The organism is Salinimonas chungwhensis DSM 16280 (assembly GCF_000378185.1).
GTDB lineage: Bacteria > Pseudomonadota > Gammaproteobacteria > Enterobacterales > Alteromonadaceae > Alteromonas > Alteromonas chungwhensis.
The window spans coordinates 95,507-109,328 of sequence record NZ_KB899380.1 but is presented as its reverse complement, the minus strand read 5'-3'; the positions used below and the strand labels follow the sequence as shown (position 1 = coordinate 109,328).

Here is a 13,822-nt window from a genome sequence, read left to right as displayed (position 1 = left end):
AAGTTATTTCGATTAAAAAGTGAAGGCGATTCAATAAGGAGCAACAGATGAAAGTGTTAAAGTTTGGTGGTTCATCCCTGGCTGATGCGCAGCGTTATTTACGGGTAACCGATATTAGTGTTGATACGCACCAAACCGATGGCGCTGCGGTTGTTCTGTCTGCCCCCAAAGGGGTGACCAATGCGCTGGCGTTACTATGTGAACAGGCCGCGGCAAACGACGATTTTTTGCCATTGTTCGACAAACTGACAGCACTGGTAAGTGATATTGCCGCAGATTTGAATGCGCAATTGCCCAACTTTGATTATGAAAATGTTGTTGCATTTATTAATGGTCAACTCACTTTGCTCAAAAAGCAGTTGGACGGTATTCGGTTACTGGAATGCGTACCAGAGTCTGTCTCCGCCGGGATCCTGAGTATCGGCGAGTATATCAGCGTGACCTTGTTCGGTGCGATTCTCAGTGCCCGGGGTATTCATAACCAGGTGTTAGATCCGGTTGATTATATTCAGGCGCAGGGCGATTATCTCGACAGTATTGCCGATATGGCAGTAAGCAAAGCCAAATTTTCTGACGTTAAAAGTGATGGCAGTGTGCTGTTGGTCATGCCGGGGTTTGTTGCAGTAAACGAAGAAGGTCATAAAGTTACATTAGGCAGAAACGGTTCGGATTACTCTGCCGCCATACTGGCTGCGTGTATTGATGCGCAAACCTGTGAGATCTGGACAGATGTCGACGGCGTTTATAACGCAGACCCCAACCAGGTAGAGGGGGCGGTCCTTCTGGATAAGCTCACCTACCAGGAGGCGATGGAATTATCTTACTTTGGCGCTAAAGTACTTCATCCAAAAACCATTGGTCCCATCGCTCAGCACCATATTCCCTGTCGTATTCGAAATACTTTAAACCCTTCAGCTCCCGGCACGCTTATATCCAATGAAGCCAGTGAGATTTGGACTTCAGTAAAAGGCATATCGCTGCTGGATGAAATTACCATGTTTAATATCGCCGGACCTGGACTTAAAGGAATGGTGGGAATGGCCAGTCGGGTATTTGAGGTCATGTCCAACGCGAACATCTCCATCAGCCTTATCACCCAATCGAGCTCTGAATACAGCATCAGTTTCTGTATTGCTCACAAAGACACAGATAAAGCACAGGCCTTACTGGAAGATGCGTTTGCCCTCGAATTGCAAAACCAATTGCTGGATCCCATCGAAGCCCGGCGTAATCTGGCGATTGTCACGCTGGTGGGTGACGGGATGCGCCACACCAAAGGACTGGCAGCAAGATTCTTTACAGCATTGGCGCAGGCCAGAGTCAACAACGTGGCCATTGCACAGGGGTCTTCAGAGCGCTCCATTTCTACCGTTGTTGAAGCTGGTAAAGCGCGTAAAGCCGTGCGGGTTATCCATCAGAACTTTTTTTCCAATCGACACAATATCGATGTTTTCCTAGTAGGCTGCGGTAATGTTGGTACCGAACTTCTCAACCAGATTGCCCGCCAACAGCCAGCACTTCTGGATCGGAATATTCAGCTTCGGGTATATGGCATAGCTAACAGCCGCAAGTTGCTGCTCGATACCAATGGGGTTGATATTGCCGGTAACTGGCAAGAGGCGCTGAACAATGCTACAGATGCATTCAGTATTGATAACCTGCGGGCGTTTGTGAATGCCAACAGCCTGGTTAACCCGGTCATTGTCGATTGCACCAGCCATGCCGGAATTGCCAACCAGTATATTGATATGATGGAGCAGGGGTTTCACGTTGTTACCCCGAACAAAAAAGCCAATACCGATACACTGAGTTATTACCGGCAACTGCGTAATACGGCGTTAAAAACCAATCGCCAGTATCTTTATGAAACCACAGTCGGAGCAGGGCTTCCGGTAATTGACAATTTGCAGAAGCTGTTTAGCGCGGGGGATGTGTTACATCGATTTGAAGGTATACTTTCAGGTAGTTTATCTTATGTTTTCGGTAAGCTGGAAGAAGGCATGACATTGTCTGAAGCAACCAGAACCGCCAAGCAAAATGGTTATACAGAGCCCGATCCCAGAGATGATCTCAGCGGTATGGACGTGGCAAGAAAGTTACTTATTATGGCGCGCGAGGCTGATCTTGAGCTTGAGTTGTCGGATATTCAGATTGAGTCTGTGTTGCCGGCTGGTTTTGGTGAATCGTGTAGTGTGGATGAGTTTATTGAGCAGTTGCCACAAATCGACGCGGAATTTGATAAAAAGGTTCAGCAGGCAAAAGCAGAAGATAAAGTTCTGCGTTACATTGGTACTATCGAACAGAACCAGTGCAAAGTGAGCATTCAGGCTGTTGATCAAAGTCATCCGCTGGCGGCGGTGAAAGACGGAGAAAACGCGCTTGCGATTAGTAGCGATTATTACCAGCCTATTCCTTATGTCATTCGCGGATACGGCGCCGGCGGCACGGTGACAGCAGCCGGTGTGTTTGCGGATATATTACGTACCATGCCCTGGAAACAGGTGAACGGCTGAAGGTGGACGGATGAAACAAGTAAACACACAAAGTATCGCTTTTGCGCCGGCCTCTATAGGCAACGTAAGCCTGGGGTATGATGTGCTGGGCGCAGCCCTGGCACCAGAGGACGGCACCCGGCTTGGCGACGAAGTCAGCGTTGAGTCTGCGGATACATTCAGTCTGACCGTGGTCGGCCCGTTTGCGCACAAGCTACCGGATAATGTTAATCAGAATATTGTCACGCATTGCTACGAACATTTCATCGAGGCTTGTGTGAAGTATGGTCGCCGTACACATCCGGTGGCGATGATACTGCATAAAAACCTCCCTATTGGCAGCGGGCTTGGCTCCAGTGCCTCATCAATTGTTGCTGCTTTGACCGCGCTGAATAAGCACTTTGGCCAGCCATTTGATAATAATGCAATGCTATTGATGATGGGGGAGATGGAAGGGCAAATCAGCGGCAGTATTCACTATGATAATGTGGCGCCTTGTTATCTGGGCGGCATGACACTGATGACGGGTAAGCGAGTGCCAGCAGCGGTATCGCTGCCAATCTTTGACGACTGGTACTGGGCCATATGCTATTCCGGAATTACGGTATCAACATCGGCTGCCAGAGACATTCTACCCAGGCAGGTAGCGGTGCCCACCGCACTGGAATTTGGTCGTCAGCTCGGCGTATTTGTTAATGCGCTGCATACCGGGGATCGGCTAATGGCGGCCAGTGTAATGCAGGATGTTATTGCTGAACCATATAGAAAACAGCTGTTGCCTGGTTTTGATGAAGCCAGAGCATATTGTATGAATAACGGCGCGCTGGCATTCGGGATATCCGGGTCCGGACCCACTGTATTTGCTGCGTGTGCCGATAAAACCACGGCTCAAACTCTCACGCAATGGCTTGATCAGCACTATAAACAAAACGAAGACGGCTTTAGCCACGTATGTCGAATACCTCAAACAGGTGCACTGGAACAGCAAGGGTAATAAAAAAGTGGAATTAGTTAACTTAAAAGAATCCAGCGATACAGCGTCATTTTCCCAGGCGATAGTCCGGGGGCTGGGAAAAAATCAGGGGCTTTATTTTCCTACCGCCATTCCCAAACTGGCAAACATGGACCAGTTGCTTGAAAAGCCCTTTGTGGAGCGCAGTGTGGAAGTTCTGCATGCGCTTATTGGTGATGAGTTAGGAGAGGGTGTGCTCGATGATGTTGTAAAAGAAGCCTTTACCTTCCCGGCGCCAGTGGAAAAGATTACCGACGATATTTATACACTGGAGCTTTTTCACGGACCGACCCTGGCATTTAAAGATTTTGGTGGTCGTTTCATGGCGCAATGCCTGTCTCGTATTCTGGATGGTAAGCCGGTTACTATATTGACGGCAACATCGGGCGACACCGGAGCTGCCGTGGCGCATGCCTTCCATGGAATAGAGAATATCAACGTCGTGATCCTGTTTCCAGACGGTAAAATCAGCCCCCTACAGGAGAAACTGTTCTCTACTCTTGATGGCAATATTCACACGGTCGCCATCGACGGTGATTTTGACGATTGTCAGGCCTTGGTGAAAAAAGCGTTTGATGATCAGCAAATGCGCGAGGAATTACATCTTAATTCGGCAAATTCTATAAATATAAGCCGTTTGCTGGCCCAGGTCTGTTACTACTTCGAAGCTGTCAGCCAGATCCCGGAAGCGGAACGAGACAATCTGGTAATCTCGGTACCAAGTGGTAACTTTGGCAACCTCACTGCCGGGCTGATAGCGCAAGCGATGGGCCTGCCGGTAAAGCGTTTTATTGCAGCAACAAATCTCAATGATACCGTCCCACGTTATTTGAAAACCGGTGAGTGGGACCCTAAAAAAACCGTCGCAACAATGTCCAATGCCATGGATGTGAGTCAGCCCAATAACTGGCCGCGTATTGAGGGGATGATTGAGCGCGGTTACACTGACAAAGCGTTACTTAAAGGCGAGTCGGTGGATGAGCAGTATACACATCTGGCGCTGCGACAACTTGCCCAGGCAGGCTACACCAGCGAACCTCATGCGGCCATCGCTTACCGCTCTCTGACTCATGGCATGGAGTCTGGTGAAAAAGGCTTGTTTTTAGGTACCGCGCACCCGGCAAAGTTTAGGGAGACAGTGGAAAATGCATTAGGGCAACCAATCAGTCTGCCCAAGGCCCTGGCGGATGTCGCTGGCGAGGACAGTCTGGCTGTAAAATTATCAGCTGATTACGAGACCCTTAAGAAACACATCTTCGATACACTAAAGGGGAATGCGTGAATTGGCATGATGTATTAGGACCTGAAAAGGAAAAAGCCTATTTTCAGGAATTGATGGACCGTGTTAAATCAGAACGACTGGCCGGGAAAACAATTTACCCGGCTTCGGCTGATGTATTCAATGCGCTAAAGCTCACCCCGCTTGGAAATGTGAATGTTGTGATTCTCGGGCAGGACCCTTATCACGGGCCCAATCAGGCTCATGGTCTGTGTTTTTCTGTGCAGCTTGGTGTGAAAACACCCCCGTCACTGGTTAACATCTATAAAGAGCTGGTGGAGGACATTGATGGCTTTTCAATTCCATCACACGGACATTTGTCCCGGTGGGCTGAGCAAGGTGTCTTATTGCTGAATACGGTTTTGACAGTGGAGCAGGGTAAAGCACACAGTCATGCAAAATGGGGCTGGGAAACCCTCACTGACGCTATTATAGATACCGTGAACACGCATCGCGACGGGGTAGTGTTTCTGTTGTGGGGCAGTCATGCCCAGAAAAAAGGACAGAAAATTGATTCTGGCAAACACCATATTCTAACTGCGCCTCATCCCTCACCGCTTTCCGCCCACCGAGGCTTTTTTGGCTGCAGCCATTTCAGTCAGACAAACGCGCTTTTACAAGCCCAGGGGAAGTCAGCCATAAATTGGCAGGTTTAAACTGAAGATAATTACCCGGGGGCAAACTATGCAATCTGCGTGCTATAACCCCTTCTTTTACGATGCGTTTTAATCAGCGTTCGTGCGTAATACCCGCTGCTGACCATTGCGGGTTTCTTCATCGCGCAATGTCAGTATTTCAACACCATCATTTGTCACCAGCACTGTATGCTCCCATTGCGCTGATAACTTTTTGTCCCTGGTTATCACCGTCCAGCCATCTTTCTTCACTTTGGTTTTGTGTGTACCCTGGTTGATCATAGGTTCTATGGTAAACGTCATGCCCTCTTTTAGCGTAACACCTGTATTAGGTCGGCCAATATGAAGGATCTGGGGCTCCTCGTGCATTTGGGTGCCAATACCATGGCCGCAGTAATCTCTCACCACGCTAAACCCGTTCGACTCAGCATACTGTTGAATGGCGTGCCCAATATCACCGGTTTTGGCACCCGGTCTGACACATTGGATCCCTTTCCACATTGCAGTATAAGAGGCTTCAAGTAGCTTTCTGGCTAACGGCGATATCTCACCAACAGCGTACATTTTGCTGCTATCGGCAATATAACCGTTCTTTTCCAGCGTGATATCAATATTGACAATATCACCATTTTTTAGCTTTCTGGCGGGTGAGGGAACGCCATGACAGATCACTTCGTTAACTGAAGAATTAAGTACAAATTTGTAGCCGTACTGGCCTTTGCTGGCAGGCCTCGCATGAAGTGTGTCAACGATATATCTCTCAACAAAGTCATTGATGGCAAGCGTCGAGACCCCAGCCTCAACAAAATTGTCTAATTGACTAAACACGTGGGACAGCAACCTTCCCGACTCACGCATGAGTGCAGTTTCCGCCGTGCTTTTGATATTAATCTTCATCATTATCCAGTCTGACCGACTGCACCTTTTGTGAACGCATTTCTCTGTCAATAATTTGCTCGTAGGTCAGTGTAGGGTTTTGCTCAGCAATCCGGCCAATTTTTAGCCAAAATTCAGCCTGACTGTTAATCGAACGTTCCATGACCGCGCTGGTCTTGCGGACTTCCTTGTGCAAGGCATCAGAAATTTTTACTATACCCATTTATGTTTATACGTTTTACTACAATATATAGCATAGTGTATAGCTAAGTCGCTTTTATGCACAGGGCTTAGGTGAACGTTAAGCATAATAGCCCTGTATCTGCCTCACTATGCTATGAAAAATAACTAAATTATTGTTGAAACCAACTGGCAATGGATTGCGAAAAGGGCAGTCAAAACGATATATCTGCGATAAATGCCAGTTTAAGCGTTGTAATTTCTATCGGAGAAAGCAGGTCCACCGGATATTTTTCAGATCTTGAATTCAGGGTACAAAGTTGCTGTCTGAAAAATTAGAAGACAGGTAAATTTACGAGCGACAACCGAACGTGGGAAGTTCAATAAAAGCTACTGCGTCCGGTGCGCAAGAGATCCTCGCCTTCGCCGGGATGACGGTAGCGTTTAATGCAACTGCGTCTGGTGCGCAAAAGGTCCCAGCCTCCGCGACGGTGACGGGCTGAAAAATAGTATTAAACAGACTGTGAGCTGACGTCTGAGCTTATCCAATTTATCAGCAACGATTTAGCGAGCATTAATCGATCGAGACCGCTTGTAGATACCATCGAACAGCAGAAACAAAAACGGCCACTTGATATCAAATGGCCGTTTTCTAAGCTATCTCTGCATGGTTTCTAATTCGTACTCAAAACCTGCGTCTATTTCTGCAAGTTCTTTTTCCAGTCTGTATCTATCCTGTAAGGCTTCAATTTCTCTCCACTTGCGCTTTTTACTTTTTGTTTTTGCGGGTGTTGTTTCGATATCTAGCATGGAAAACAGATCTGACTTATCCACGAGGATCTCCTTTTAATTACCACTAACTACAGTGACAGAGCGAATCTATCTATTCCTCTGACTATTTTTGTACCACAGCTTTGAACAAATTAAAATAAAAAGGTTAACTAATTATTAACAAAGCGTGACGTTTTCGTGACAGTGTTCATAAAAGGAAGGTGGGGCGATCTGATTTATCGCCCCGGTAGTGCAGCTACTATGCGCTATTTTTGTGCATTGGCGCGCTGAAAGTGAGCAATAAGCTGGCGAGTTGAGCCATCAAAATTCGCTTCGTCCGCATCACCTACAATGCCATCAAGCACTTGATTACCAAGTGCTTTTCCTAACTCTACACCCCATTGGTCAAATGAATTGACCTGCCAGATGGCACCCTGAACGAACACTTTGTGTTCATACAGAGCAATGAGCGAGCCAAGTGTTTGTGGCGTAAGTGCCTCAAACAGCAATGTGTTACTTGGCTTATTACCAGGCATAGTTTTATGCTGAGCGATGTTTTTGCGTGTCGCCTCATCCAGATCGGCGTCAGCAAGATCTGCGTAGCATTCATCGTACGTCTTACCCTGCATCAGCGCTTGTGCCTGGCCAAAGCAGTTGGACGCTAACATAGCATGGTGGGTGTCATTCTGCTCAGGTACATTCAGAGGTAACATAAAATCAGCCGGGATCAGCGAGGTGCCCTGGTGTATAAGCTGATGAAAGCTGTGCTGACCATTGGTTCCTTCACTTCCCCAGATGATGGGACCAGTCTGATAGTCTACAACCTCTCCGGATTGCGTGACCTGCTTGCCGTTACTTTCCATGTCCAGCTGCTGCACATACGCTGGTAGACCGCGAAGATAGTGATAATAGGGCAACAATACGTGTGACTGCGCATCAAAAAAGTTGCGGTACCAGATACCCAGCATGCCCATAATAACCGGCAGATTTTTCTCCAAAGGCGTTTCACAGAAATGCTTATCCATATCGTAGGCGCCTTCAAGCAAGCTTTGAAAGTGCTCAAAGCCCAGTGACAGGCATATTGGTAGTCCGATCGCAGACCATAAAGAATAACGACCGCCAACCCAGTCCCACATAGGGAAAATGTTTTCACGGGCAATACCAAACTCGGTGGCTGCCTCAACGTTGGAAGAGACTGCTACAAAATGGCTGGCAATGTCTTTCTGCGCGCCTCCGCAACGTAAAAACCAGGTCTTAGCCGACTGGGTATTTTGTAATGTCTCCTGGGTGGAAAATGATTTTGAAGACATTACTATCAAGGTTTCTTCATGGTCCACCCTGGACAGGACATCGTTAATATGACAACCATCTACATTTGCCACAAAGTGCACGTCCACCGCATCATGCTGATAAGGCTTAAGTGCTTCGGTCATAATTTTAGGGCCGAGGAATGAGCCGCCGATGCCTATTGCAACGACATGTTTAATAGCCTTGCCGGTATATCCGGTGTGTTCGCCACTGTGGACCGACTCGGTAAATGTGCGCATTTTTTTCAGCGTTTGACGAATCTCTGGCATCACATCTTCATTATCAACGTAAACCGGTTTGTCGGACAAATTACGCAACGCTGTATGCAAAACCGCTCTGCCTTCAGTCTGGTTTATTTGCTTGCCGCTAAACATATTATCACGCAATTTTTCCAGCCCCTGGGCGTTGGCCAGTGCCATCAACCCTTGCATAATGTCATCATTCACGCGGTTTTTAGAATAATCCAGAAAAATACCACAGCCACTGGCCTGCATCTTCTCGGCGCGATTTGGTTCGGCCGCGAACCAGTCTCGCATATGCTTGTCTTTGACTGACTTCGCCAGCGTTGAAAGATGTTGCCATTCAGGTTGGTTGATAAGAGAACTCATTAGCAAATCCTAATTGTAAAAGTTTCAACAAAAAAAAGGTTACACCTTTGTACAGCGTAACCTCTTTGCTTTTCAATATGTAGTATTATATTAAGATTGAGCGTCTAGCTTTTCTTTCAACGTATTTTCCAGCTTAACCTGGTCTGCTGCAAAATTCCTGATACCTTCAGCCAGTTTTTGTGTCGCCATAGCATCTTCATTCATCATCCAGCGGAACTCGATCTCCCCAATCTTATCACCCGGGGTTTTGCTGTTGTCTTTACCAGTAAGCTGACGCGGCAGCTCGGCAGTTTCATTTGCCAGTTCTTCCAATAATGCCGGGCTGATAGTCAGGCGGTCACAACCCGCCAGCGCCTGAATCTCGCCGATATTGCGAAAACTTGCGCCCATTACTACCGTCTCATAACCATATTCTTTGTAGTAGTTATAAATCTCAGTAACAGACTGTACACCCGGATCTTCCTGCGCGGTGTATTCTTTCTTATCAGTGTTGGCTTTGTACCAATCGAGAATACGACCGACAAATGGGGATATCAGGTATACGCCAGCTTCAGCACATGCCCGGGCTTGTGCAAAATTAAACAACAACGTCAGGTTACAATGAATTCCATTTTTTTCTAATTCTTCGGCTGCACGAATACCTTCCCAGGTAGAGGCAATTTTAATCAAAATGCGAGATTTATCGATGCCTTCGTCGCTGTACAATTCGACCAAGCGCTTGGCTTTTTCGATAGTCGCTTCGGTGTCAAAAGATAAACGGGCATCAACTTCGGTAGAAATGCGGCCCGGAACAGAGGAAGAAATTTCTTTGCCCACAAGAACAGAAAGCATGTCGGCTGCATCTATCAGTTGCTGATCTGAATCTTTGGACTGAAGTCTTGCCCAGGCAACCGCATCGTCAATAATATCTTTATAATGGGGCATGCTCGCTGCTTTCAACAGCAATGAAGGGTTGGTGGTAGCGTCTACAGGTTGATACTTCTTTATGGCTTCAATGTCACCGGTATCGGCAACAACTGTCGTCATTTCGCGCAGTGCTTCTAGCTGATTGCTCATAGTTCTCTCTGAATTAATAGAATATTTAACAAACATATGGCGGCAATCGGCCGGCCGCCGGATAACGTCTGAGTTCACCCACCGGGCGAGTGTTACGTAGAATTACTATGGTTGTAAACTCAAACCAGATCGCTAATTTTTTGATAGCAGATCTGTCATACACCTAAAATGATTACTCATCGGATTTTAAACAAATTGGGGTATACTTGACGTATTCAACCAATTAATTGATTACTGTGATAAATTTTTTCAGTTTTCACAAGCTTACTGAAAAAATTAAACTGATACACATTATAAATTTTGGGAAGTGTTTTATGTTAATTGTCCTGTCGCCAGCAAAAAATCTGGATTATGAGTCTCAGTTGCCGAATTCGACCTCCAGTCAGCCGGCCCTGCTGGACCGCGCCGAGGTACTTGTTGAGCGTTGCCGGGAGCTCTCGCCGGCTGATTTAGCGTCATTAATGCGTATCAGCGACAAGCTGGCTACGCTTAATGCAAATCGGTTTGCAGAGTTTTCCACGCCTTTTACCGAAGACAATGCCAGACAATCAATTTATGCATTTAATGGTGACGTTTACAGTGGACTTGATGCGTATTCGTTATCAGCCAAAGATATGGATTTTGCCCAGCAGCATCTGCGTATCCTATCCGGTTTGTATGGTGTACTGCGGCCGCTCGATTTAATGCAACCTTATCGTTTAGAAATGGGCACAAAACTTAGTAATAGCGAAGGTTCCGATTTGTATACCTTCTGGGGCGAAGCCATTACTCAGAATCTGAATCAGGCGCTTTCGGATCAGGGTGACAATGTATTGATTAACCTGGCCTCCAATGAGTACTTTAAATCTGTAAAGAAAAAATCTCTTGATGGGATGATTATCACTCCGCAATTTAAAGACAAAAAAAATGGTACGTACAAGGTAATTAGTTTTTATGCTAAAAAAGCGCGCGGACTGATGGCGCGCTACATTATAGAAAACCAGATTGACGATGTTGCTGGTCTAAAGGATTTTAACGCCCAAGGTTATTATTACAGTGACGCTCAAAGTTCTGATACTGACCTCGTGTTTTTGAGAGAAGAGCAGAAATAAAAGCATGTGCATAGTGGCGCTATCCCACTATGCACACGTTTACTTCGGTAAGATATCTGGCAATGGTTTAACCCGTGCTTTGTACAGCCTCAAGTTTTTTTCCAGCGTGTATATACGATACAAATAGCCCAGCGGCACCATCACGGTTCCTATCACTAACAGTATTTTGACTATGCCATCCGGGGTGGGCATATATACGCCCCACCAGTGAAGTGTCATAATCACACTGATAAATAGCGAAAAGACTACTTCACTATAAAATTGCAGTTGTGTAAGGGAAAGTGATTTCATAACCAATCAGCGGACTTGCTGCATATTGCGAAACTGCGAGGTTGTCAGATGATTACTAGCCGGTCCAGAGGGACCGCCAGCCACACTCGACTGAAAATTATATTACGTGCGAAATGCAAGGGCAGTTGCAGCCATTGCCCACCACGAACCACCTGACCCTAACCCAACGGATGTTGAAACCGTAAACTCCTGCAAATCTCTGTCCGATACCATTGGTTCTTTAATATGTGAAGCGCCGCAAATCTCAGATGTTTGAAAATGTGTTACTTCCATCATATTTCTACGCCTTCTGTTAATACAGAAGAAAGCGTAGCAAGCGTATTAGGCTGGGGAAACTGTATTGAAGTTGAGAAGTTAATCTGCAAAAAGCTTTTGCTGGAATTTCAGGGTACGGCTAGTGTTTCCGCGTTGTAACTGAATGTTAAAGCGGTAAGTATCTAAATCATCAAAATTGAAGGTAGCCAGATAATAAATCGCAGCGCCTTCTTCAACTTTTTTAAAGGTGAGGGGCCGCGCATTTCCTAATAAGTCGGTCACTGTACCGGAGACTGCCACATTCTGGGCTTCCTGCGATTCACTGTTTAACACTGACAAATTCACCAGAGCGTTATATTTACTACGCACGATGTCATAGGATTTAGCGACCTCAGGCGTTAGAAATGCAGTATTTACCACGATATAGTGAACATCCCAATCACCAAGCGTCTCTTTTTGTTCAGCTTTTGCACTCAACGCCAAGAAAAGACAGGTCAGAGTAATTACAACTCTGATAAAATTTGAATGTTCACGCATCGTTGTTCCTCGCTATCTTGCTGTCACCAAATTCAACGCTGACTTAATACAGGCCGAATGTATCCTGAATGAGCAACTGGATAAATTGCAGAGCCACAATAGCCACCAATACCGATAAATCCAGGCCGCCGATGGGCGGTATGATTTTTCTAATCGGGGCCAGAAAGGGCTCGGTTAATTGATGTAATACATATTCGATGGGGCTGGCACCCTGAGACACCCAGCTTAAAATTGCGCGCAGGATTAGCACCCAAAAAATAAGTGAAAAGGTTTCTTTCACTACATCAATAACAGCTAACAGGAAAACCGCCAAAGGGTTGCTCAGGCCTGAACCGAACATAAACGATAAGGTTGCCAGTTTGGCAAAGGCTACAATTACCGCCAATACAAATGTGGCGGTATCAAAGCGGCCCAGGGAGGGGATAATGCGGCGCATCGGCCCCACTAATGGATGCGTGGCTTTAACCACAAACTGGCTCAGTGGGTTGTAAAAGTCAGCATGCACTAACTGTAGCCACAATCGTAAAATCACCACCATCAGGTATAGATTAAAGATGGTAGAGATAAGAAATACCGATGCGCTCATCTATATCAATTCCTGCAAAAAATTAAAGTTCTTTCGCCATTTCTTCAGCGCGACTAACGGCCGCACGCATAGCCTTGGCGACAGTATCCGACAAACCTTCATCTATCAGTGTATTCACTGCTGCTGCCGTGGTACCACCTTTTGATGTGACCTGTGCACGAAGCTCGCTGAGTTCAAGGTCCGGGTTGTTGCAGACCATTTCGGCTGCGCCCAGCATTGACTGTTGAACCATTAATCGTGCGGCATCTTTGTCGAAGCCCATATTCATCGCTTCTTCCTGCATCGCTTGCAGGAACAGGAAAAAATACGCGGGGCTTGAACCAGCGGCAGCGATAACAGCATTGATGTCATCTTCTGATTCGGCCCAGACGGTTTCGCCGACACCATTCATGACGTCTTCGACGTACTGGCGATCTTCATTGCTGATATTGTCTTCAGCATACAGACCTGACATCCCTTTACCTAAAAGGGCAGGCGTGTTGGGCATGACCCGGACAATAGGATAGTCACCGCCAAGCATTTCCTTTAAGCGATCGACGGTAAGGCCAGCTGCAATGGAGATAAACAATTTGCCTTCAAGATTATTGTTTTCACGCAGCTCTTTGCACATTTCTTCCATTATCTGCGGTTTTACAGATAAAACAATCGCATCAGCGAACGCGCACGCATCATCATTTGAAAGGCTGGTCTGAATGCCGAAATCTTTTTCCAGCGCTTCTAACTGCTCAGTGAACGGGTTACTGGCAAGTATATGTGCTTTGTCATAACCGGAATGAATCAGGCCACTGATAATGCTACGACTCATATTACCGGCGCCAATGAAAGCGAGTTTTCTCTGTTGCATG

Annotated in this window: 15 protein-coding genes; 5 read left to right on the top strand and 10 right to left on the bottom strand. The window is 46.5% G+C overall.

Going from position 1 to position 13,822, the window contains the following annotated elements; genetic code table 11:
• Positions 1-47: 47 nt before the first annotated feature.
• From thrA to ung, 4 genes are read left to right on the top strand one after another with little or no spacing between them, the layout of a single operon-like run.
• The gene (gene thrA / locus F458_RS0110020) at positions 48-2,513 is read left to right on the top strand and encodes a bifunctional aspartate kinase/homoserine dehydrogenase I (RefSeq protein ID WP_018983282.1); all 2,466 of its coding nucleotides are present in this window, start codon (positions 48-50) and stop codon (positions 2,511-2,513) included.
• Between the two features lie 10 nt (positions 2,514-2,523).
• The gene (gene thrB, locus F458_RS0110015; RefSeq protein ID WP_018983281.1) at positions 2,524-3,486 is read left to right on the top strand and encodes a homoserine kinase; all 963 of its coding nucleotides are present in this window, start codon (positions 2,524-2,526) and stop codon (positions 3,484-3,486) included.
• Between the two features lie 7 nt (positions 3,487-3,493).
• The gene (gene thrC / locus F458_RS0110010) at positions 3,494-4,786 is read left to right on the top strand and encodes a threonine synthase (protein WP_018983280.1); all 1,293 of its coding nucleotides are present in this window, start codon (positions 3,494-3,496) and stop codon (positions 4,784-4,786) included.
• Positions 4,783-5,439 carry a uracil-DNA glycosylase gene (gene ung, locus F458_RS0110005; protein ID WP_018983279.1) on the top strand — a complete coding sequence of 219 codons (657 nt, stop codon included), beginning with the start codon at positions 4,783-4,785 and terminating at the stop codon, positions 5,437-5,439. The genes thrC and ung overlap by 4 nt, the downstream gene beginning before the upstream one ends.
• A 69-nt stretch (positions 5,440-5,508) precedes the next feature.
• Here the strand turns inward: ung and map are convergent, their stop codons facing one another.
• From map to tal, 5 genes are all read right to left on the bottom strand, one after another.
• Positions 5,509-6,318, bottom strand: a complete 810-nt coding sequence (map, locus tag F458_RS0110000) for a type I methionyl aminopeptidase (protein WP_026294611.1) — start codon at positions 6,316-6,318, stop codon at positions 5,509-5,511.
• Positions 6,305-6,517, bottom strand: coding sequence for a ParD-like family protein (locus F458_RS0109995; protein ID WP_018983277.1), 213 nt, complete (start codon positions 6,515-6,517; stop codon positions 6,305-6,307). Before F458_RS0109995 ends, map begins: the two co-directional genes overlap by 14 nt.
• Positions 6,518-7,131: 614 nt before the next feature.
• Entirely contained in the window at positions 7,132-7,308 is a 177-nt protein-coding gene (locus F458_RS20455) for a DUF3545 family protein (protein WP_018983276.1), read from the bottom strand.
• Positions 7,309-7,511: 203 nt separating this feature from the next.
• The gene (gene pgi, locus F458_RS0109985) at positions 7,512-9,161 is read right to left on the bottom strand and encodes a glucose-6-phosphate isomerase (protein ID WP_018983275.1); all 1,650 of its coding nucleotides are present in this window, start codon (positions 9,159-9,161) and stop codon (positions 7,512-7,514) included.
• Between the two features lie 90 nt (positions 9,162-9,251).
• Positions 9,252-10,217 carry a transaldolase gene (gene tal, locus F458_RS0109980; RefSeq protein ID WP_018983274.1) on the bottom strand — a complete coding sequence of 322 codons (966 nt, stop codon included), beginning with the start codon at positions 10,215-10,217 and terminating at the stop codon, positions 9,252-9,254.
• Between the two features lie 314 nt (positions 10,218-10,531).
• Between tal and yaaA the strand changes: the two genes are divergently transcribed.
• Positions 10,532-11,308 (top strand): peroxide stress protein YaaA, encoded by a 777-nt coding sequence (yaaA, locus tag F458_RS0109975; RefSeq protein WP_026294610.1) that lies wholly within the window; start codon positions 10,532-10,534, stop codon positions 11,306-11,308.
• 39 nt (positions 11,309-11,347) lie between these two features.
• On the opposite strand, the gene F458_RS0109970 is transcribed toward yaaA, so the two are convergent.
• The 5 genes from F458_RS0109970 to proC form a co-directional block, all read right to left on the bottom strand.
• A complete protein-coding gene (locus tag F458_RS0109970; RefSeq protein ID WP_018983272.1) occupies positions 11,348-11,599 on the bottom strand; it encodes a hypothetical protein in 252 nt (83 codons plus the stop codon).
• Between the two features lie 102 nt (positions 11,600-11,701).
• On the bottom strand, positions 11,702-11,875 hold the full coding sequence (locus F458_RS20680; protein ID WP_018983271.1) for a hypothetical protein: 174 nt from the start codon (positions 11,873-11,875) through the stop codon (positions 11,702-11,704).
• Between the two features lie 78 nt (positions 11,876-11,953).
• Positions 11,954-12,391 carry a DUF4426 domain-containing protein gene (locus tag F458_RS0109960; protein WP_018983270.1) on the bottom strand — a complete coding sequence of 146 codons (438 nt, stop codon included), beginning with the start codon at positions 12,389-12,391 and terminating at the stop codon, positions 11,954-11,956.
• Between the two features lie 43 nt (positions 12,392-12,434).
• Positions 12,435-12,977, bottom strand: coding sequence for a YggT family protein (locus F458_RS0109955; RefSeq protein WP_018983269.1), 543 nt, complete (start codon positions 12,975-12,977; stop codon positions 12,435-12,437).
• Positions 12,978-12,999: 22 nt separating this feature from the next.
• Positions 13,000-13,821, bottom strand: coding sequence for a pyrroline-5-carboxylate reductase (gene proC, locus F458_RS0109950; RefSeq protein ID WP_018983268.1), 822 nt, complete (start codon positions 13,819-13,821; stop codon positions 13,000-13,002).
• Position 13,822 lies beyond the last annotated feature (1 nt).

Coding starts and splice junctions, on each gene's coding strand:
- F458_RS0109960 (WP_018983270.1), bottom strand. CDS start 12,391: ATGCGTGAACATTCAAATTTTATCAGAGTTGTAATTACTCTGACCTGT.
- pgi (WP_018983275.1), bottom strand. CDS start 9,161: ATGAGTTCTCTTATCAACCAACCTGAATGGCAACATCTTTCAACGCTG.
- F458_RS0109995 (WP_018983277.1), bottom strand. CDS start 6,517: ATGGGTATAGTAAAAATTTCTGATGCCTTGCACAAGGAAGTCCGCAAG.
- map (WP_026294611.1), bottom strand. CDS start 6,318: ATGATGAAGATTAATATCAAAAGCACGGCGGAAACTGCACTCATGCGT.
- yaaA (WP_026294610.1), top strand. CDS start 10,532: ATGTTAATTGTCCTGTCGCCAGCAAAAAATCTGGATTATGAGTCTCAG.
- proC (WP_018983268.1), bottom strand. CDS start 13,821: ATGCAACAGAGAAAACTCGCTTTCATTGGCGCCGGTAATATGAGTCGT.
- thrB (WP_018983281.1), top strand. CDS start 2,524: ATGAAACAAGTAAACACACAAAGTATCGCTTTTGCGCCGGCCTCTATA.
- F458_RS20680 (WP_018983271.1), bottom strand. CDS start 11,875: ATGATGGAAGTAACACATTTTCAAACATCTGAGATTTGCGGCGCTTCA.
- thrA (WP_018983282.1), top strand. CDS start 48: ATGAAAGTGTTAAAGTTTGGTGGTTCATCCCTGGCTGATGCGCAGCGT.
- tal (WP_018983274.1), bottom strand. CDS start 10,217: ATGAGCAATCAGCTAGAAGCACTGCGCGAAATGACGACAGTTGTTGCC.
- F458_RS0109955 (WP_018983269.1), bottom strand. CDS start 12,977: ATGAGCGCATCGGTATTTCTTATCTCTACCATCTTTAATCTATACCTG.
- F458_RS0109970 (WP_018983272.1), bottom strand. CDS start 11,599: ATGAAATCACTTTCCCTTACACAACTGCAATTTTATAGTGAAGTAGTC.